18 protein-coding genes are annotated in these 20269 nt (G+C 43.7%); 3 read left to right on the plus strand and 15 right to left on the minus strand.

The window, feature by feature from the left end; all coding sequences use genetic code 11:
* Positions 1–118 precede the first annotated feature (118 nt).
* Both L0659_RS02290 and L0659_RS02295 read left to right on the plus strand, forming a co-directional pair.
* Positions 119–1993 (plus strand): CocE/NonD family hydrolase, encoded by a 1875-nt coding sequence (locus L0659_RS02290; protein ID WP_235123962.1) that lies wholly within the window; start codon positions 119–121, stop codon positions 1991–1993.
* Positions 1994–2027: 34 nt separating this feature from the next.
* The gene (locus tag L0659_RS02295; RefSeq protein WP_235123964.1) at positions 2028–2807 is read left to right on the plus strand and encodes a ThuA domain-containing protein; all 780 of its coding nucleotides are present in this window, start codon (positions 2028–2030) and stop codon (positions 2805–2807) included.
* 56 nt (positions 2808–2863) lie between these two features.
* Here L0659_RS02295 and L0659_RS02300 read toward each other — a convergent pair whose 3' ends face one another.
* Positions 2864–4288 carry an FN3 domain-containing metallophosphoesterase family protein gene (locus L0659_RS02300; protein WP_235123965.1) on the minus strand — a complete coding sequence of 475 codons (1425 nt, stop codon included), beginning with the start codon at positions 4286–4288 and terminating at the stop codon, positions 2864–2866.
* Between the two features lie 32 nt (positions 4289–4320).
* Positions 4321–5094, minus strand: coding sequence for a Fic family protein (locus L0659_RS02305; protein ID WP_235123967.1), 774 nt, complete (start codon positions 5092–5094; stop codon positions 4321–4323).
* A 119-nt stretch (positions 5095–5213) separates the two neighbouring features.
* On the opposite strand from L0659_RS02305, the gene L0659_RS02310 reads away from it, so the two are divergent.
* Positions 5214–7412, plus strand: a complete 2199-nt coding sequence (locus L0659_RS02310) for a radical SAM protein (RefSeq protein ID WP_235123968.1) — start codon at positions 5214–5216, stop codon at positions 7410–7412.
* Here L0659_RS02310 and nagA read toward each other — a convergent pair whose 3' ends face one another.
* The 13 genes from nagA to L0659_RS02375 form a co-directional block, all read right to left on the minus strand.
* Positions 7413–8522 (minus strand): N-acetylglucosamine-6-phosphate deacetylase, encoded by a 1110-nt coding sequence (gene nagA / locus L0659_RS02315; protein WP_235123970.1) that lies wholly within the window; start codon positions 8520–8522, stop codon positions 7413–7415. It lies immediately after the preceding gene.
* Positions 8523–8581: 59 nt separating this feature from the next.
* Positions 8582–9142, minus strand: a complete 561-nt coding sequence (locus L0659_RS02320; RefSeq protein ID WP_235123971.1) for a pentapeptide repeat-containing protein — start codon at positions 9140–9142, stop codon at positions 8582–8584.
* A gap of 20 nt (positions 9143–9162) precedes the next feature.
* Positions 9163–9459 carry a thioredoxin gene (trxA, locus tag L0659_RS02325; RefSeq protein ID WP_026628332.1) on the minus strand — a complete coding sequence of 99 codons (297 nt, stop codon included), beginning with the start codon at positions 9457–9459 and terminating at the stop codon, positions 9163–9165.
* A gap of 68 nt (positions 9460–9527) precedes the next feature.
* Positions 9528–10577 carry an acyltransferase gene (locus tag L0659_RS02330; protein ID WP_235123973.1) on the minus strand — a complete coding sequence of 350 codons (1050 nt, stop codon included), beginning with the start codon at positions 10575–10577 and terminating at the stop codon, positions 9528–9530.
* A gap of 63 nt (positions 10578–10640) precedes the next feature.
* On the minus strand, positions 10641–11906 hold the full coding sequence (locus L0659_RS02335; RefSeq protein WP_235123974.1) for a hypothetical protein: 1266 nt from the start codon (positions 11904–11906) through the stop codon (positions 10641–10643).
* A gap of 62 nt (positions 11907–11968) precedes the next feature.
* The gene (locus tag L0659_RS02340) at positions 11969–12856 is read right to left on the minus strand and encodes a glycosyltransferase family 2 protein (RefSeq protein WP_235123975.1); all 888 of its coding nucleotides are present in this window, start codon (positions 12854–12856) and stop codon (positions 11969–11971) included.
* Positions 12857–12879: 23 nt separating this feature from the next.
* The gene (locus L0659_RS02345) at positions 12880–13830 is read right to left on the minus strand and encodes a hypothetical protein (RefSeq protein WP_235123976.1); all 951 of its coding nucleotides are present in this window, start codon (positions 13828–13830) and stop codon (positions 12880–12882) included.
* A 6-nt stretch (positions 13831–13836) separates the two neighbouring features.
* Positions 13837–14595 (minus strand): DUF5672 family protein, encoded by a 759-nt coding sequence (locus tag L0659_RS02350; protein WP_235123977.1) that lies wholly within the window; start codon positions 14593–14595, stop codon positions 13837–13839.
* Positions 14595–15578, minus strand: coding sequence for a glycosyl transferase (locus L0659_RS02355; RefSeq protein ID WP_235123978.1), 984 nt, complete (start codon positions 15576–15578; stop codon positions 14595–14597). Before L0659_RS02355 ends, L0659_RS02350 begins: the two co-directional genes overlap by 1 nt.
* Complete coding sequence (locus tag L0659_RS02360; RefSeq protein WP_235123979.1) at positions 15575–16798, minus strand: glycosyltransferase family 4 protein; 1224 nt, start codon at positions 16796–16798, stop codon at positions 15575–15577. Before L0659_RS02360 ends, L0659_RS02355 begins: the two co-directional genes overlap by 4 nt.
* Before the next feature lie 55 nt (positions 16799–16853).
* Positions 16854–17513, minus strand: a complete 660-nt coding sequence (locus tag L0659_RS02365) for an acetyltransferase (RefSeq protein ID WP_235123980.1) — start codon at positions 17511–17513, stop codon at positions 16854–16856.
* 1 nt (position 17514) lies between these two features.
* Positions 17515–18213, minus strand: a complete 699-nt coding sequence (locus L0659_RS02370) for a WbqC family protein (RefSeq protein ID WP_235123981.1) — start codon at positions 18211–18213, stop codon at positions 17515–17517.
* 6 nt (positions 18214–18219) lie between these two features.
* Positions 18220–20268, minus strand: a complete 2049-nt coding sequence (locus L0659_RS02375) for a glycosyltransferase family 39 protein (RefSeq protein WP_235123982.1) — start codon at positions 20266–20268, stop codon at positions 18220–18222.
* Position 20269: the final 1 nt, after the last annotated feature.

A 20269-nucleotide genomic window follows, 5' to 3' on the forward strand; every position in this document is an offset into this window, starting at 1 on the left:
AATTCGGATCATTCAAAATGTGGAAATGCAAATGTTCGGGAAGGTAAAAAGTTTTATGTTTGACAAACACTTTCTTCTGTATTTTTGGTCAGTAAATTTTCATTATCAACAGCCAGCCATGCATAAACGTTTTCTATTGCTCATTTTGTTGCTTTCCACCTGCGTTTGTCAGGCCCAAAATACGGCAGCGCCCGACACGAATTGGATCAGGGAAAATTACATTAAAACGGAACAATACATCACAATGCGCGATGGCGTAAAGCTTTTTACTGCCATTTACTCCCCCAAAGATTCGTCTCAAACTTACCCGATCCTCATGCAGCGGACGCCTTATTCGGTGCGGCCATATGGGGTGAATAAATATCGCCGCAGTATTGGTCCGAACGTTTATTTAATGCGTGAAAAATACATTTTTGTTTACCAGGATGCGCGTGGCCGTTATAAAAGCGAAGGGAATTTTAGAGAAATGACGCCTGCGATCGAGAAGAAGTCGGGTAACAAGGACGTCGACGAGTCGAGCGACACTTATGATACGATTGAATGGCTTTTGAAAAACACTAAAAACAATGGTAAGGTGGGCCAGTCGGGCATTTCGTTTCCTGGATTTTATTCCTCCGCCGCATTGCCTGATGCACACCCTGCATTGAAAGCCGTTTCGCCGCAAGCGCCTATGTCAGACGAATTTATTGGCGACGATTGTTATCACAATGGCGCGTTTTTCCTGATGGATAATTTCGGTTTTTACAGTGGTTTTGATGGACCCAAGAGCGCGGATGGAGAAAATTATAAGTCGTTTTTCAACGCGGAATATAAGGATGCCTACAAATATTTTCTAGACTTCGGCCCTTTAAAAAAGGCAAATACGGATGATTATTTTTCCGATCCCAACAGCATTTGGAGGCAAACTGTGGCGCATCCGGTTTATGATGAATTTTGGGAAATCAGGAACATTAAGAAGCATTTAAAAAACATCAAACCCGCCGTGCTGGTCGTTGGCGGGTGGTTTGATGCGGAGGATTTGTATGGAGCGTTGAAAACGTATGCGGCCATTGAAAAGCAGACGCCGGGGAATAATAACCGCCTTGTAATGGGCCCTTGGACGCATGGCGGTTGGGCGGCGCCGCAATGGAAGTCGTTTGCGCAATATCATTTTGGCGGCGATTTGAACAAATATTTTCAGGAAGAGATCGAGACGAAGTTTTTCAATTTTTATCTCAAAGGAAAAGGCAGCTTTGACCAGCCTGAGGTGACGGTTTATGAAACGGGCTCCAATCAGTGGAAAAACTATGATGTTTGGCCTCCTAAGAACAGTCAGCCAACGCCTTATTATTTGAATGTGAATGGCTCATTAACAACAGCTAACCCAAATGAAAAAAAGGGCGAAACAGCTTACGAAAGCGACCCTGCAAACCCGGTTCCTTACACGAGCGTAACAGGCTCTCATAGGAATAACGCATACATGGCCGAAGATCAGCGGTTTGCATCCAAACGGGCCGATGTGCTAAGTTTTCAAACCGATTCTTTGACGGCCGACGTCACATTAACCGGTGAGATCATTGCCAATCTGATGGTTTCCACGACAGGCTCAGATGCCGATTTTATTGTTAAAGTGATTGATGTCTGGCCTGCCAATACGACGGTTCCGGGTGCAAAAGAAGGTGATAAACCGGTGGATATGAGCGGTTACCAGCAAATGGTTCGTGCGGAAGTGCTTCGCGGCAAGTTCCGGAACAGCTTTTCAAAGCCGGAGCCATTTACAAAAGATAAAGTGGAAAAAGTAACTGTTAAGCTCAATGAAACGGCACATACATTTAAAAAGGGACATCGCATTATGGTGCAGATCCAGAGCAGCTGGTTTCCGCTGGTGGACCGGAATCCGCAGAAGTTTCTGAACATTTTTGAAGCCAATGAATCCGATTTTCAAAAATCGAAAATCACGATCCACCATGATGCCCAATATAGCAGCAGCATAACATTGCCCGTCCTGAAATAAGGACGGTTTTATTATTCCTAAACACTTGAAACTCATGAAAATCTTCACCGGGAAACTTCCCGTTTATTTGCTTGCGTGCTTACTTTTCTGCACCTCAGAAACCGCATTTGCTCAAACAAAAAATCCGCAATTCAAAGTTTTAGCAATGGCCGAGCCGGGCGGGCATCACATTGAATATTCAAAGCGGGCGCGGATTTGGCTGGATTCATTGGCCGCGAAGGAGAATTTTGCCATTGACTACATTGATAAAACTGATCCGATCAATGAAGCTTACTTGGCTAACTATCAACTCATTATTCAGCTCGATTATGTTCCATATGCCTGGAAACCGGAAGCTTCGGCCGCATTTGAAAAATACATGAATGAAGGAAAAGGCGGCTGGATTGGGTTTCATCATGCTACATTGCTAGGCGAGTTTGACGGTTACAAAATCTGGCCTTGGTTTGCGGATTTTATGGGCGGCATTCGTTACAAAAATTACATTGCTGACTTTGCAGCGGGGACTGTGAATGTTGAGAAGAAAAATCATCCCGTTATGAAGGGCGTTCCGGCTTCTTTTCTCGTCAAAAAAGAGGAATGGTATATTTATAACAAGAGCCCGCGGCCGAATGTGGATGTAATTGCGAGCGTCGATGAATCAACCTATTCGCCTGATTCTAAGGTCAAAATGGGCGATCACCCTGTCATTTGGTCCAATCCGAAAATGAAGGCAAAGAACATTTACATTTTCATGGGGCATTCACCGATTTTGTTTGAAAGTGATGTTTATAAAACCATTTTCAAAAACGCCATTTTCTGGGGTGTTAAGAAATAATCGCAAGCTTATGATTAACAAAATATTTGCTCTTTTTCTGCTCGTGATGATGTGTGTTATTTCAGCCCTTTCCTTTTTTTGTATTCCTGAAAACGCTCATTATAATGCCTTAAATCAGCCTCTTTAAATGTTTTCAGATAACGCTCCGGCAATTCCAATCGCTCCTTCATTTGCAATGTTCCTTCCAATTCAACCAGCGTATTTTTGCCCTTATCATCCTTATTAAGCTCAAAGGAATCGTACAAATCACCATTGACTGTGAACGCCTTAAATGTTAGTTTGCTCGAATCAATCGTGATCACTTGATATAATTGTGTATTGGAAGCAGCTCGGTCCATCCAGTCTTGCAAACCAATGTCATACATTTTCGGGCCACTCACTGAAACGACGTAAATCGGCCCGTCCGGCGTTTGGCGGCTTTCGCCGACTGGCATGTTTAAGCCGCGACCATAAGAATGATCATGCCCTTGCAGCACGATATCCACATTGTATTTCTTGTAAAGCGGCTCCATTTTCCTGCGCCAGCGATCATTGCTGCGGCCTTGTTTTGTAGAATAAACAGGATGGTGATGCACTACGACCGTCCAGCGGTTTGGATTGTTTTTTACAACATCCTCAAACCATTCGGCTTGCCGGTTCATGGCCCGAATGCTGTTGTCAGCTTCTTCGGAATTTAAAAAAATGAATCTATTATTTTGATAATCAATATAATAAGCTGTTTCTGTTAGTCCTTCCGGGCCATTCTCAGGCAATGCAAATTGAGGCCGCCAATGGAGGGAAACTTTGTAATCGTGGTCTGTATCTTTAAAATATTCATGGTTTCCAGGCGTCGAAAGGTTCGGAATCATACCATTGATCCAGCCGCCTGCCTCAAACCATTCGCCCCATTCGTGATCCGCATTGGAACGGTTGATCAAATCGCCCGCATGAATCATGAAATCGGCTTTGGGCAAAGTCGAGTAAGCGCCCCGGATCGCCCGCGACCAAAGCGAACGCACTTCCGTTTGCGCATCTCCAAAATAAAGGAAAGAAACCGGCTCATTCTTATCCGAAGCTGTCGTAAAATGAAACCACTCACTCCAATTTTCCCCATCCCCAACCCGGTAAACATATTGCGTCGAAGCCTTCAAATCCGTAAAATTCACTTCGTGATAATGCACTTCCTTGCCATCCAACTTAACCGACTGCGTCAACGCATTCACAATCTTAGCATTAGGCACAAAATCAGGCGAAGGATCAGCCTCATGAATGGCAGCGATTCCCTTTGCAACCGTTGAATCTGTGCGCCAGTTAACGGCCTGAGAAGTAGCAGGAGCGCCCTTGTAGCCGAGAATGATGCGGTCGGGGAATTGGGATGGGGGATAGAGTTTATTCTTTTGCGCAAAGACAGCAGAAGTGCTGATTATGAAAAGTGATAAGAGAAATTTCAAAAAATAGCTCGAAAAAGCAGCACGCATGTGAAAGTTGAATGGTTGAGACATTTAAAATACTGGATGGGAAAAGAATCGGGCTATTATGATTTAATGGCACGCGGCAACATTGACAAAAACGGCATTGCCTGTCCATAATCCAGCTGATCGTAAAAAACGCCGAGGCGATTCAAATTCTTATAATATTGATCAACATGCTGATAATAGTATTTTTCTGATTGAATAAACCACGCCGTTTCCCCCAGGTTATCTGCCAAAAACCATTTTTCCAGTAATCTTCCTGCGCGTCCGTTTCCATCATTAAATGGATGTATCGCAACAAAAACCATGTGAATGAAGGATGCGTAGTAAAATGTTTCTGCAATCGATAAAGTCTTTCTCGATAGTGATTCAATGTCAGTCCATAGTTTGTCCATTTCCAGCTCGACTTGCTGATATTGGACAGCTTCAAACTGAATTTTCCCTGTATTATGCTCCATCACAAGCATATTATTTTGCCTAAGAACGCCTCGCCATTTCACAGGCAGCAAATGCTCCGAAATAAGTTTGTGGCTTTGCAGAAAGTTGGAGCGGGTCAGTTTGTTTTCTTTGGCAAACAGATATGCGCGAAACAGATCGTTTGGTTTTTCCGTCAGCTCTGGCAAATATTCGATGTGCTGAACTTTATGTTTTACATAACTGTCAACTTCAAGCTGTTCGCCCTCAATTTTTGAAGAAGAGATGACCGCAACGGAAGTGTAAAAATCAAAAGCGCTTGTTGTAAATGGCGTGTTGGTAATTGCTTCCAAATCATGATCGAGATCAGATTTATTTTGATCCAAATATTGTTGAAACAGAACGTCCGAGAGAATTTGCATAAATGGTTGCGCCAATGATGGCCGAACTTACGGAAACTATCAGGGATGCGCAACAAATCCTGAACGGTGCGATTTTTCTGTAACAGTCGTACCTTTGCATTAACAAATAATACTTCACCTTGCACCAGAAAACACTTTTCATCACGCCGCCTTTTACCCAGCTTAACACGCCTTACCCGGCTACGGCTTATTTGAAGGGGTTTTTGAATACGCTTGGGAGGGAATCTTATCAGGCGGATTTGGGGATTGATGTGATTTTGAAATTGTTTTCTTCGAAGGGGTTAAGGACGCTTTTTGCGCAGTTGGACGAGTCGGATATTGAGCTTTCCGAAAATAGTTTTCGGATTTATTCGCTGAAAGACGATTATATCACGACCATTGATCCGGTTATCCGTTTTCTTAAAAATCAGAATCCAACATTAGCCCACAGCATTTGCGACCGGAGTTATTTGCCGGAAGCAGGGCGTTTTCAGCAGTTGGAGGATATGGATTGGGCTTTTGGGACGATGGGGATTCATGATAAGGCGCGGCATTTTGCGACGCTTTACCTCGAAGATCTGGGTGATTTGATTCAGGAAGCCGTTGATCCGCATTTTGGATTTAGTCGTTATGCGGAGCGACTGGGAAGGTCGGCAACGAGTTTTGATGAAATGGAGGCGGCGTTGGAATCGCCTGATACGCTCTTATCTCAGACATTAAAGGATGTTTTAGAACAAAAAATACAAAAATATCAGCCTAACATTGTCTGTATTTCAGTTCCTTTTCCGGGAAACTTATATGGCGGTTTCAAATGTGGGCAGTATTTGAAAACGCATTATCCCAACATTAAAATTGTCATGGGCGGCGGCTTTCCTAACACGGAATTGCGCACGTTGAAAGAGCCACGCGTTTTTAATTATATTGATTTTATTTGCTTGGATGACGGCGAAGCGCCTTTGCTTTCACTTCTGGAATATCTGGATGGAGAAAGGGAGATTACGCAACTCAAACGCGTTTACTCGCGCGTGAATGGTGCGGTGATTTATCACAACGGCGCGAAGGAAAAGGATGTGCCACAGCGCGATACGGGCACGCCGGATTACAGCGATTTACCTTTACACGATTACTTGTCGGTGATTGAAATTGTCAATCCCATGCACCGGCTTTGGAGCGATGGCCGCTGGAATAAGCTGACATTGGCGCATGGTTGTTACTGGGGTAAATGCTCGTTTTGCGACATTTCACTGGATTATATCAGGCGTTATGAGCCCATGACCGCCGCATTGCTCTGTGATCGCATTGAAGAAATCATTGCGCAAACGCAGCAAAACGGCTTTCACTTTGTTGACGAAGCTGCGCCGCCAGCATTGCTGAGGGATTTGGCGTTGGAAATCATTCGAAGGAAGTTGACTGTCGTTTGGTGGACCAACATTCGGTTTGAAAAGAATTTTACGCATGACCTTTGTCTGTTATTAAAAGCATCCGGCTGCATTGCGATTTCTGGCGGTCTTGAAGTGGCGTCTGATCGGCTTTTGGAGCGTATGAAAAAGGGTGTGACGGTTGCACAAGTGGCGCGCGTGGCGGATGCATTTACGCAGGCGGGCATTATGGTGCATGCGTATTTAATGTATGGTTTTCCGACGCAGACCGCCCAGGAAACGATTGATTCACTGGAAATGGTGCGGCAATTGTTTCAGGCTGGCATTGTGCAGTCGGGCTTTTGGCACCGGTTTGCGATGACGGCGCATAGCCCTGTTGGATTGCATCCGGAGGAATTTGATGTGATGCGGATCGGGCCTGTTGATGGGACATTTGCTAATAATGATTTGGAACATCAGGACCCGACGGGCGCAAACCATGACCTTTTTGCGGAGGGTTTGCGGAAGTCGCTGTTCAATTACATGCACGGCGTTTGCCTGGATTTTCCGCATTCGCGATGGTTTGATTTTAAAGTGCCGCCGACTTCTATTCCACCGAATTATATTGAAAAGAGCATTAGCGAATTGCCGGATCTGGCAAACAGGTCAAATGCAGTTGTGACCTGGCTCGGAAGCTTGCCTGAAATGTCTGTTTTTGAAGAGCAAAAAGGCCGAAAGGTTTACGAAATCGCCGAATTGGTTTTTTATAATAAGAAAAAAGAATGGGCAGTTGAAACGGATGTGGCTGTGGGCGAATGGCTTGTGGAGATTATGCCTAAACTGCTGTCTTCCAACGCAGAAGCTTATCCTTTGGAAAAACTGAGAAGTGATTTCGAAGCCGCCGGATTGGGCAGCTTCGAAACTTTTATGACTTCCATGACCTGGACGCAGCTTCGTGCAGGCGGAATGTTGGTTTTGTAATTACATTTTCAAAACCGAGAAATTGTCAAGGTTATCGTCAAATGTGGTGAATGTTGCGGGGTAGCCGATGGCAATGCTGCCGATCTGCTTTTCCAATCCCAATGCTCTCGCAGGCCTGATCGTGGCCATTTCAATCGCTTCTTGTAAAGGAATACCAATTACATTGACTGCATTACGAACCGCATCTGGCAAAGAAATGGTGGCTCCGGCCAGGTTACCATCCGAGTTTGTGTATCGGCCATCTTTCAGATAAGCATCAAATTCTCCCCATTTAAATTCCGTCACTTTTTCTCCCAAAAACAACGCGTCTGAAATCAGGAACAGCTTGTCTTTCTTGATCTTATAAGCCACGCTGGCCGCTCCGAAGTCACAATGCACACCGTCGATGATTAGAGGCGCATATACATTTTCATTGTCGAATGTGGCTCCAACCAACCCTGGCGCGCGGTGGCCGAATGCTGACATAGCATTGTATAAATGCGTTACGAGCTGAATTCCCTGTTTAAATGCCGCCATCGCTTCATCATAAGTAGCGTTGGAATGGCCTGCTGACACGGTAATGCCGGATTCAAGCAGCATTTGGATCTGCTCGGTCGTGAACATTTCCGGGGCAATGGTGATGAGCTTGATAATGTCTTTTCCGTGGGTAATAATCTCTTCTAAATCAGCATTTGTCGGCTTGCGGACATAACCTGCCAAATGTGCGCCTCGTTTGATTGGATTCAAGAACGGGCCTTCCAAATGCATCCCCAAAACGCCAGATTGCGGGTTTTTTTGAATGTAGTTGCGTGTAGCTTCAATGCCTTTCAGGATATTTTCTTGGGGAGAAGTGATGAGCGTAGGCAGCACGTAGGCTGTTCCGGTTTTTACGCTGGCTTGATAAATGTCGTCAATGGTCTCTTCGTCAGCGCGTTCGGTGAAATAAAACTTCTCGCCGCCGTTAATATGGCTATCGAAAAGGCCGGGTGCGAGGTTGGCAACACGCGTGACAGCTGGATCCGGTTCTGTATATTCCATTCCAGCAATTTGGCCATCTATGACTTGTATAAGCTGGTTTCTAAGGATTTCCTGACCGGTGTAAACGGTTTCGGCAAACAATTGAAGTGACATAATTGAAAAGGTAGATTTAGACGCGCCAAGAAACGAAAAATGCGCAGGCGTTCAAAATGCTACTTGATAATAATGTCAAATTTGGTCAGCAAACCAGCCAGATCAGAAGAGAGAAATTTGGCTTTGCGAATGTTGTTGCTGGTTGGGTCAATGGTGAAATTCTTGCTGTTTGAGAAATCTACGCCAGCCAGATTGGTGTTGGCAAAAACGGCGTCCCAGAAGTCGCAATTGTAGAACTTGGACTTAGATAAATCGGCTTGTGTGAAGTCTGCACCATGAATTTTGCAATTGTTGAATGCTGATTTGTTTAACTTCTTTTGTTCAAAAATGGCATAATCCAATATGCAGCTTTCAAACTTAGCGGCGAAAGCGAAGTCTTTGGTCTCGGAAAAATTGATGCCTAAGAGCTTGCAATTGATAAATTCTATGTCGGAAATCTTACAATTTTTAACACTGGCATTGCTCATATTACAATCCTGAAAAACGCAGTCGATGAAGTCAATGCCTGAAAGATCGGAGAATGTGCAGCTGAAGAATTTGACCTGTTCATAACTGGTTTCAGTCAGATCTTCAATGCTAAAATCTTTGTTTTCAATGACGTCTAAATTGCTGCTTCTCAAAACTGCCTGGTTTAATGTACTTAAATGTATTTCTGAATAATGGATTTCAGCTGATCTGCCTGGACAACGCCTGATTGTCTCCACATCGGTTTGCCGTGTTTGAAAACGATCAATGTAGGCACGCCCTGGATTTTATAGGCATTAGCTGCTGATTTGTTCTTGTCAACGTCCACTTTAATGATCGTTGCGGAATCTCCCAGTTCTGATTTTACCTTTTCCAAAATAGGTTTCATCATTTTACAAGGTCCGCACCATTCTGCTGAAAAGTCGACTAACACGGGCTTATTGCCCTGGATAAGTTCTGAAAATGTGGCCATGATTTCTGCTTTGGTTCGTTAAGATAACCATTCAAAACTGTGAAAGGTTTATCCGATTTCATCAAATTTCATTCCAACATTTTCTTCAAAAGCTTTCCCGCCCTTTTCTCGATAAATTCATAAGTGAAGTGAGAATAAAGAATGGTCAGGGATATGGATATCACCAGGGAAATAGCGATCATACCCTCGTTAACGGGCGATTTCAATGCGCGAAAAAGGATCACATTAACCAGAATCAGGACAATGGCATGGTTTAGATAAATGGAATAGGAGATTTTACCCAAATATTGAAAGGTCTCACTTTTAAGTAGTTGCGTGACAATGCCCTTGGAGCTGGCGAAGATAATGATGCCCGCTGCGAAGATGAACGGAAAAATGAGTTTCCATAAATTCATCTCCCAATGATGGACTATGTACATGGCAGCAATCAGGATTATTAGAAATGGAATTTCGAATGCAGACAAGCTGAATGTGCGCTTACTAAGCACCAGATTCGTGAAAATGCCCAGTGAAAAGCACAGCAATCCCCGAACAAAACCGTACTCATAGGCCAGCAGATATTCCCCTTTTGAAATTATAAAAAGGCCTGACAGCAAAGCAATTACAGCAAAGGAAATGTATTTGATTTTTGGTAACAACAAAATAACAAGCCCAAAGACCGCATAGGAGATCATTTCCGACGATATGGACCACGCCGGATAGTTGTTGCTGACCCAGGAGCCGAAAACAGGTGCGGAACCCATAAAAGTAAGCGTATCAAACGCGGTATAAGCGTAATAGCGCAGACCAAGCTCGCCCACATTCTTCATCGGACTGTTTTCACCGATCAGACTGGCGATGATGAAGACGATTTCTGTATAAAAAAGCAGCGGAAACAGCCTGATGAAGCGCTTTTTTAGGAATGTACCGAAATCTTGCGCTGTACTGATCCTACCCACGTAGTTCATCGCGATAACGAACCCACTTAATACGAAGAAAAAATCGACAAACAGGCTGGAATTGATGACGAAAAAGTTATTATAAAAAACCGATTCCTTGAACGCATTGTGATGGTGGGCGATTACCAGAATGGAAAAAATGCCTCTTAGTCCATCTAATTGTTCAACGCGGTCTCTCATGAGCAGGGTTTCTCGCCAAATAGCGCTCGTACAGCAGCGTGACGATTTGTTGTAAAAAAGGAATTAGCTGGTAACCGTTGTAAGTTGGGCTGCAACCGGCTTTCTGGAAATGTTGTCGAGATATTTGATTCCCAAAAACCGGATCATGACCAAATAGGGGAACCAGAATGCAATGTCGAAAGGCCTGCCGCCGGTGAAGAGCAACACCATTAAAGACAAAAAGAAATAAGCCAGGAATGTCGTTAATGGATTGGTATATCTTCTGATTTCCCTCATGGCGTAGATGAACAGGAAAAAATTAAATCCTGCGAAAAATACAAACCCGAAAATCCCATGGCTTACCCAGGATTCAAGAATTGGAATATCCAGATAATCTGATTTAAAGCCTCGGCCGAGGAAAACATCCCAGGAGAAAAAGGTTTCTGTAAACTCAGCAAAACCGCCCACACGCCCCATTGCAGACGCATCCGTATCGGCCGTATCAGTAATCCGAACCCCGGTTGAGGTAAAAATCACGTCCATAATCCTGTTCTGGAACATGTCCCAATAACCCAGGAGCATATCCAGAATATTGCCGTAACGGATTAAAAAATAACGGAGCCCAACCAAGATCAGCGCAATGAAGGCCATATTCCGCAGCTTGAAGGCGCTTCCAACGGCACTATAGACACTGGAAATCTTAAAATGCAGAATAAAATAAGCGCCTACCATTAAGCCCACAGCCAGATAGCTGGATTTGGCGAGTGAAATGACAATTACACCAAGGCTGAAAAGGACGGAAAAGAAAAGAAATAATTTCGTAATGATCCCGGGTGTCCGGTTTAGCATGACTATGCCGGTGAGCATGCAAATGATCCCGTTTCGGGCCGTAATATGTGGATTTCCGCCAGGTTGTGCGCCTTCGTTGGCGAAATTTACGGCCGCACGCATCCCGGGCGTCCAGTTCGGGTCGGTCAGGATGGAATAAACCAGGGTTATGTTGGTGAATAATGACATTAAGAACAGGATCATCACCAGCGTATCTTTCACATCATTAGGGACGTGCAGCAAGAGCACGAGGAAGCCGAAAATGAACACGTAGTTTCCAATATCCGCAACCGCTTTACCCTGTTTATTAATGAAAAAGAAATAATATAATGTGAGCAGAAGAAAGCCAAGACCCAGATTGAACAATATCACATTAGGCTTGTAGAGTCTTTTGAAAAGGTGCATAGGCACCATTAATGTGAGTGCCAACGAGAAAAAGATGGCGGTAAATACGCTACTCGCCGGCCCAATTCCCAAAGTATCCCGGATAAAAAATATCAGCGGAAAACCGTTGAACATCATAGCGATGCCAACGGAATATCTGAGATTGTTAAAGTTTGTGGCTATGTTTAATAGACTCCAATTCATCTGGAAAATCTGAAACGGATATATTGTAAATCTAGTCGCACCGCGAAATAGAGAATTTTACGAACTCGGCACCAAAGATACCTTATTTTGTTGAGAGCTGCTGAACCATTCGTTGAAATGTACAATTTCTGAATTTTCGCATGCTCCTCTTTTCCGATCGACGCAATTGTGGACGACTTTGCATCGGGATGAACCCGCAGTGCGCCGCCTAAGCCTTCCACTTTCCGTACTTTCGTCGATTTCTGATATGTATAACGCGTTATAAATTCATAATCAAAGGCAAACCGGTATGACTCATCGAATTTGCCATATTTTTCTACCAATGCCCTTTTGAAAAAAAGTGTTTGATTATGAATCTGCATTCCTTCCAGGATCTGGCAATCAAAGCTGTATGATGTTGTTTTCAGGATTTCTGTTACTTCATCATCCGGCGTGATCATATAGAGGTCACCATAAATAATGTCGTCTTCCTGGCTCATCGCTGCTTTTCCAAAACGAGCAAAAGTGTCCGGAAAATATACATCATCAGAATTTTGGAAGCCAATGTAGTCTCCCGTTGCTCTTTCCAGCCCTTTGTTAATAGCGTGAACCTGTCCTCTGTCCTTTTCAGAAACCCACCAGGAAAGGTATTTTTCGTATTTTTTGATGATCTCAACGCTATGATCTGTGGAGCCACCATCGACGATAATGTATTCGAGATTGGGATAATTTTGGTTTAAAACACTCAAAATCGTCCTTTCCAGGTAATCTGCCTGATTGTAGGAAGGCGTTATAATGGTCAATTTGGGGTAATCCTGCTGATCAGCCGTGTTCTGAGCGCCGTTGATTTTTAGTTCAGATATAAAACTCCGCAAGTCCTGCGTATTTTTTTCTAGGAAGTGCATATAGTCCTGTTTCGGCTGTTTAATTAAAATTGGTCGATGAATGCAGTAATTGACTTCAATTTTGCTGCAATGTTATTTCTTAAAATCCTGTTTTCCCTGATTTTTGCTGGTTTACCATAACCAGGGGCGCGGTTGGCAGGAATTGAATTCTTGTATTTGATCAGCGTTTTTTTATAACTGCTAAACAACGCTTGAAATGCAGTGTTAGCCGGCAACAGACCAACATGATCAGACCATACGGGATCAAAATAATCCAGTCCTGCAAAATCGAGTGATATCAATGGTTTCCCATCAATGTAGTAATCTCCGTTTTTCATTTGAAGATCATGATTAAGGATAGCATGCAGTCCGTAATGCCATCCCGGATGTGCTATCTGCGTTGTTTCAGGAATCCAGACCAATGTATAATTGAGCCATAACTGATCCATATTCTTTCCGTTGCAAAGATCAAATTCGGCCCGGTCAATGGTCCTTTCAGCCCACCATTTCAGCATTTTTAATGTTTTCTCGCCTGGTTTCAACATCCAGCTGCCCGAATGGAACATGCCAATGTTCAATATCCGCTTATCATCCAGCACCATTGAAGGAGCAAGCGGCTTTCTGATGTTCGGGGTCAAATGAATGTCCGAAGCCGGATTGATAACTTCTTCAAAGGATTTTACTAAAAGGACCGTTGGGGCCAGGAAAACGAGATTTGTGCAATCCTTATGCAGGCTGAGCAGCGCTAATGCAAACCAGGGACGGCAGGCGGCCGGTAATTCGAAATGATAATATCTGGCCTCCATACTTTTCCAGGATGGAATTTCTGCTTGCTCAATGGTCAGTAACTTAATGTGCGCTGGAACCTCTATGGGCGTATTGTCGACCCAGCAAAGGTAAAAAGTGTAGTTCGGCTGGTGAAGCAGAACCGAATCCGCCAAAGCAAGTGCATGGGCAAGGTTGATTCTGTTACAAACCGTATAAATGATATTCATGTGCAATTAATCCGCTTCCGGCAATGATTTGAAATAAGGCAAATGATGAATATTTTCCTTCAATATGCCGGTTAATGCAAAAGGTAACGTTTTGTTTAAATTGATATTGGCTGCGTCCATTGCAAAATGATTGCGAACGATGGCAGTAGGCTTCCTTAAATGTGGCCAGAAACGATTTGCTTCCATGTCCCAGAAAACAGAATCGGCATGCAGAAAATCTTCGCTGTGCCGATAAGTGTAAACCTCCTTTTGCTTTGCTTTTATTGTATTGATCATGCGTTCAATGCGGCAAAGATAAATCCCATTATTCGCATATGCTTGACCAAAAGCTCGTTTTTCATCTTCCTTCAATCCGGAGATCCGGGAAACGACTCCCGCCAGCCTCTTGATATTATCGTCTTCGAGTGGTCCGGCTTTTAAATAATCATAACCTTGTTTGCACCAGTAATAAAGCTCATCGCGCACAACCCAGCTGTTCAGTTCATGGATCAGCAGAAAGTCGCACCAGCTGAAACGGTCGTAAAAATCTTCCATTAATAGCAATCCCGCGAGCGCAGCTCTGGATTGGAAATATTTTTTTGGAAAATAAATGACATCGATATCCTCGTTGTGCTCCTTTACAATGGACAGATCGGCCCCTTCGAAAGTGATAAAAATGACCGGGTATTTATCAAGCATATTGAGGCAGTGATGCAAGAGCCGCTCCTCTGTGGGATTGATCTCTGGATCCAGAATGGGCACAATAACAGATACAAGCTCTTTCATTAAATGGTTTCCAGCTGATCAATGACATAATTAAAAGGCATTTTCAGCAATTTGCGTACCCGCTGATAACGACGGACAGGAGTAGGCTTAATGTATGCGCAATGAAACTGGCGATAGTACGCATTGCCATTCGTTAGCAAACAATTCCGGTATAAATCGAACAATGCCGTAAGATCCGGGCGGGCCGATAATTCAAAGCGATCCTGGTATTTGGACAAAACGGCAGGTTTCTGAGGATCATAGCCGCTGTAATGGAAGAAAATCAAAGGGTTGGATTCGTTAACGTAGAATGTGCCGTTGGATTCAGAAAACAGTCTTTCGTGCAGGTTCCAATATGCTGCATTATAGCCTGAGTTTCGTTCCAAATGCGTATCAGGAACAAAAACCGGCAGGAAGTTCATCCAGTTTTGATCTACAAAAAGACCGTTACACAGATCAATCAGGCATTCATACCGCAATTTTTCTTCCCACCAATTGATAAATGCTGTGATTTCGGCGGATCTGCTGAAAGCCACAAAGCCCAGGTTATAAACGCCTGTATTCAAATGGTGAAGCTCATTCGGCGTAAGCTGGTCTTCGATGGGCGTATTAATGTGCGGTGTCAAAACAGCTTTATGCGCTGATAATGAAGACAGTAATCCCGATAATGGCTGAAATACAATAATGTCGGGATCGAAATAAATGACATTATCTGCTTCGGGGTAATGTTTGAAAAAGTAGGTAAAATAAAAAGGCTTTACGGCCGTGTTTAGCTCCGTAATGTTGTATCTGTCAGCCATTTCCTGAAAATCCCGGATCTCGATCTTATCGATTTCGATCATTGGAAAATCAGTGTTGTATCCTTTTTCAAAAACCACACCTTGTAAGGAATCAACGAGACCGATGAAGAAAAGGACGTCGGGATTGGTGGATTTAAGTGAATCGCCTAATGTCCTGGCCTGCGCTAAATAATTGATGGAGCAAATGGTGAAGGCAATTGTCATTGATTTTGCTTTTCCGAAACCGGTAAGGGTAAATATTTTTGAATAATGGCTTCGACGCTCGCAATGCTTTTGTCTGTATTATGCCTTTCCAACACTTTCTTTCTGCCGACACGGCCCATTGATTCGCGAAGTGAAGGATCGAGGGCCAACTGTATGATTGCCTCGGAAGCCGCAGATATATCCATATAAGGAACTACGAATCCGGCGTCAGATTCGATCAATTCAGGTGCGCCACCGGCGTCTTCAAAACACACCACAGGAATTTCCTGTAAAGCGGCTTCCAGAACGACAAGCGGATATGGGTCTTCCCGGGAGCTTAGTAGCAATACGTCAAATCGGTTGATATAATCCAGTGCACGCGGCGTCGGAGGAATGAGAATGATCCTGTCACTCAGCCCCATTAAGCGAATGTCGCTTTCAATAAGCTCGTAAATTTCGTGCTGAGGCCCTGCGCCAACCCATACAAAATAAACGGGCAGCGGACTTGTTTTATGGATTACGCGCTTCGCGATCCAGTTAAAAATGTCATTTCCCTTGCGCCATTCGGCATTTCCACATCCGCCGATTACAATAGCATCTTTGGGAACATTATAGGTTTTTTCAAGAATATCATGCTGCACAGATTTCAGTTTGCGATCAATGTGCTCATGATCAATCAAAGTGAATGTGCTGACCTGACTTTCTGGATAGTTGTATTTTCCAATATAATAATTGGCAACTGCATTTGAAACCGCAATAAGATGTCCGGTCTTTTTCAGCATGAAATTCAATTGCTTTTCATGCGAATAAAGCTTCACGGCCATGCCCAGCTCATGCACAAACGTCACAAGCGGTAAGTGATGCAGGAATTTCAGGAAATCGCAGTAAACCGCGGAATTAGCAATAGAATTGACGAAAACCAGCCCAATGTTCTGATGCGAGAGCTCGGCAGCAATTCTTTCATTAATTTTTTGGGCTGAATGCTGCTGATAATATTTGTATAAAGGGACTTTTTTAAGCAGCTTTCCGGTAAGTGGAGTAGGGGTTACACTGATGTTTTGATAAAGTCGTGTGGTGCTGACAACCGCCTCAAACTCTTTTTCCAGCTCTCCGCCGCTGCAAAGCAGCAAATGCATGGGAACGCCCCGCTCTTTCAATAGTCTAAGCAGTTGCAGCAGCAATAACTGGCTTCCTGCCCGATTGGCGTCATGACTCACAAATAAGATTTTCTTCTGCTCCATTGCCCAGTAAATTACTGTCTCAAATTCGGTTTACCCGATTACATTCCTCTCCCGCTCAATAAGCCTCGAAACTTTTCTTTCCAGGCACTTTCTTAGCCGGATTTCCAATGTAAATGCCCCATTCTTCGGTTTCGCGGGTTATAGCAGAAGCCATTCCCACCAAAGTTCCCTGTGCGATCGTCGTATAATCACGGATTGTGCTGTTAACGCCAAAGAAAGAATAGGGTTCAACAACGCAATGGCCGGAAAGCACTACATGAGAAGTAAAGAATACATGGTCTTTGATCTGGCCGTGGTGGCCGATATGGTTTCCGCTCCACATCACCACATTATTTCCAACCGTCGTAAATGGCTGGATGGTGTTGTCTTCCAGGATAAAGCAGTTATCACCGATTAAGCTCCTGTCGAAAATGGTGGCGTGTGAACTGATATATGAGATGAATTGGTAGCCTTTGGATTTGGCCTCATTGTAAATCCCTTCCCGGTTCCGGTTCATATTTCTGCCGGTCATAGGCGCGAAAAAAGCGTGATCGGCAGGTGGGAAAAGGGTGGCAACATCTTCAAAGGCTACAACGGGCAGGCCTTTAAATGATTCATCCTGAATATATTGCCGATTGATAGTGAAAGCGACTATTTCATGTTCTGAGTCGTGAGTCAGATAATAGTGTGCCAGTTCTGCTGTGTCGAGTATTCCAAAAACGATAACCTTAGCCATCTTAAATCAGTTCGTAAGCTTTTAAATGTTCCTTAATGTCCGCGGGGTCGTTAAACATCAGGATATCTATAATTGACAGCCAAGGTACGAAAGCATTTTTAAATTGGGGATAAGGGCTCGAAACACTTTTAATGAAGTCAAGTTTTATCCCCTCCTTTTCAAATTTCTCTTTATCATACAATTCCATTCCTCCGATCGGATTAATGTAATGGCTGGCGTTTTCCTGTTTACAGATATCCAAAATTCTTTCCTGACCTTTCAAATGTGTGTTTTGGTAAATCGTTGACGAGGGAACAATCTCCGTCGTGATTTCCATGTACGCACAAGTTCGTTTTAAGGCCTGAAAGGTCAGTTCGTATATGGTTTGAACATCTAAATTTACAATTTCTTCTATCAGAACAAAAACCTTCTGATAATTGGGGGCCTTTTGGTATGATTGCTGAAGGGTTTTCAGGAATTTCTTCTGCCAGGGTTCGCTTTTCGAAAGTTCGACCTCGTTGATGAGCTTATTTTGGCTTGCATCTTTCAGGGGAATTGTAAAAAGATGGGGCTGACCGGACACCAGGACATTATTTCTGTTGATCCAGCCTTTGTTAATAAAATTCACATCATCATAAATAATGAATTTATCAACGGCGTTGATCAGCTGAAAATAGCCTATATACGGAAATATATAGGGCTGCATAATGGCGATGGTCATGGATGGCTATTTAAGCTTTCTGAGATAATAATCTTCTCCCCGGACTGCCACGTTGGTGATCGTCGTATCGCTTCCTAAACGAATGTCTGTGGGTAAAGATTTGATGCGGCTGGTGTCATTAATCACGCTTTTGGCATAAAAAAGATAATCTGCATTCTTTGGAATAGGTTTTAGGCCCTGTTCAAAAGGGTTAATGGTGATCAATTTGCGAGAAAGATCTTCACCATAAAGCGGATATTCAAAATCATCATTAATAGTAGCCAATGCCACCGTCGCATCCTTCGGAACGATGGAATCAAATGTCTGGTAAGCCTTCGTAATGTCCGGACGGGCGAATGTTTGCAACTGGATTCGCTCCGTTTGCAATGCTGATTTATATCCATAAGCCGCGATAGGAAGACAGCGGATATTAAGATAAACCGACATGATTGCCGAGATACAGGCCAGTCCTGCCACAACCATAATATATCCTTTCCAAACATTCCTGCGTGGTTTAAGGATCGATAAGCGATGGTTTGAAAACAAAAGCAAAAGGAAAAGGACGCCGAATAAGCCGGTTTCTATAAAATATCTTCCTTTGAAAGGGTCATAAACGGCAGAGTAGGAAATTGCTGCAAAGTGCAAACAGAATGCAATTGCCAGAAACCAGTGCACGCGTGAGCGAAAAACACGGATTAATGTTAAAAAAATTAATGGCAATATCAGCGCAAAACCAAATACGCCCCAGTAAGGATTCGCATTGAAATTATCAAAACGGCGTTGAAAGGAAAACGGGACGATCGCATACTCAGTCTCTTCATCCAGTCGCATGCGTAATTTATCTTCCAGAACCACAAGTGGTTTTCGGATAAATGTATTCAAATCATATCCCCACTGCGCATTACGGATGCCATCCAGGTTGCAAAACTCATAAGTATAGCGCACCACGTTACGGCTTCCCTGCTCAAAAAGGTTCGGTAACGACCCAAAACGCTCCACAGACTGATGTTTTAATGCAGTAGGCGGGCCTATCGGGTGCCCGAAGACCATGATGTTCTTAATGTAGCCTGTCGGGAATGTATAAACGAGCATAGCAACAGAAATCGCAACTGCGAGTTTTACGAACCGGTTGAAAAATACTTTCAGGTCCGGCGCCAGGAACACCGTGTAAAGCATGATGACAAAAACGGATGGCAGTAACAAAGCAAATGTCACCTTATGACCAAACACAATGCCGAATGCGAGCCCTGACAAATAAAGATATTTGTTGTTTCGCGTGCTGTAATAAGTGAAAAGGAAATAAAGCAGACAGCTCAGGTAAGCTGTCAGAACGATGTCCGTTTCGGTTGTCACCGCCTGCATCAGGAAGTTCAGGAACATCCCGTAAGCCAGTGCGCAGAAGAAGCTGGCCGATAAATTCCGGCCAATGCGTTGCGCAATTCCAAATACGCAAACAAGCGTAATATAGTAGGAAGTATGGTGAATCAGTTTGAATGCATTCTCGATTTTTCCGCTGATCAGATAACTGTAAATCTGAATGGTGGTGAGACTTTTGGGATACGTATCCATATTCCAGTTCGTTCCTCCGAAATGCGCCATCGTGCCGTTCTGAATGTATCGGATGGCGCGATTCAAATGCCCTGTCATGCTATCCCACTCATTAGGAGCTGTAAAAAGCACGAGAATGAGGTTGGTCATTGCAATCACTGCAATGGTCCCAAACATGAAAAAGAATATCGTTTTAAGGTAAACAGAAAGTTCTTTTGACCAGGATCTGAAAGTGTCTGCCCGGCTGGAAATGACCGCGCGGATGGAGTAGGAGGGCTGTGACTGTATTAACGAAGTCCAAATGAAATAGTGCAAGCCCAAAGCAACGAATGTGGCGACAATCCATGCCCAGGTTTGTGCAGTCAGGTCTAATGCTGAAAGTACAAAACCTGCCGGTATGATACTTCCTACGAACAGCATGAAACAAACGATAAGCCACTCTGCCAGTGAAGGCTGGGCTATTCTTTTTGCAACAAAACTGATGCTGTATAAAAACAGCAGGAAGGCAAGCCAGTAAACAAAACTCATG

It is taken from the genome of Dyadobacter sp. CY347 (genome assembly GCF_021502655.1).
Lineage (GTDB): Bacteria > Bacteroidota > Bacteroidia > Cytophagales > Spirosomataceae > Dyadobacter.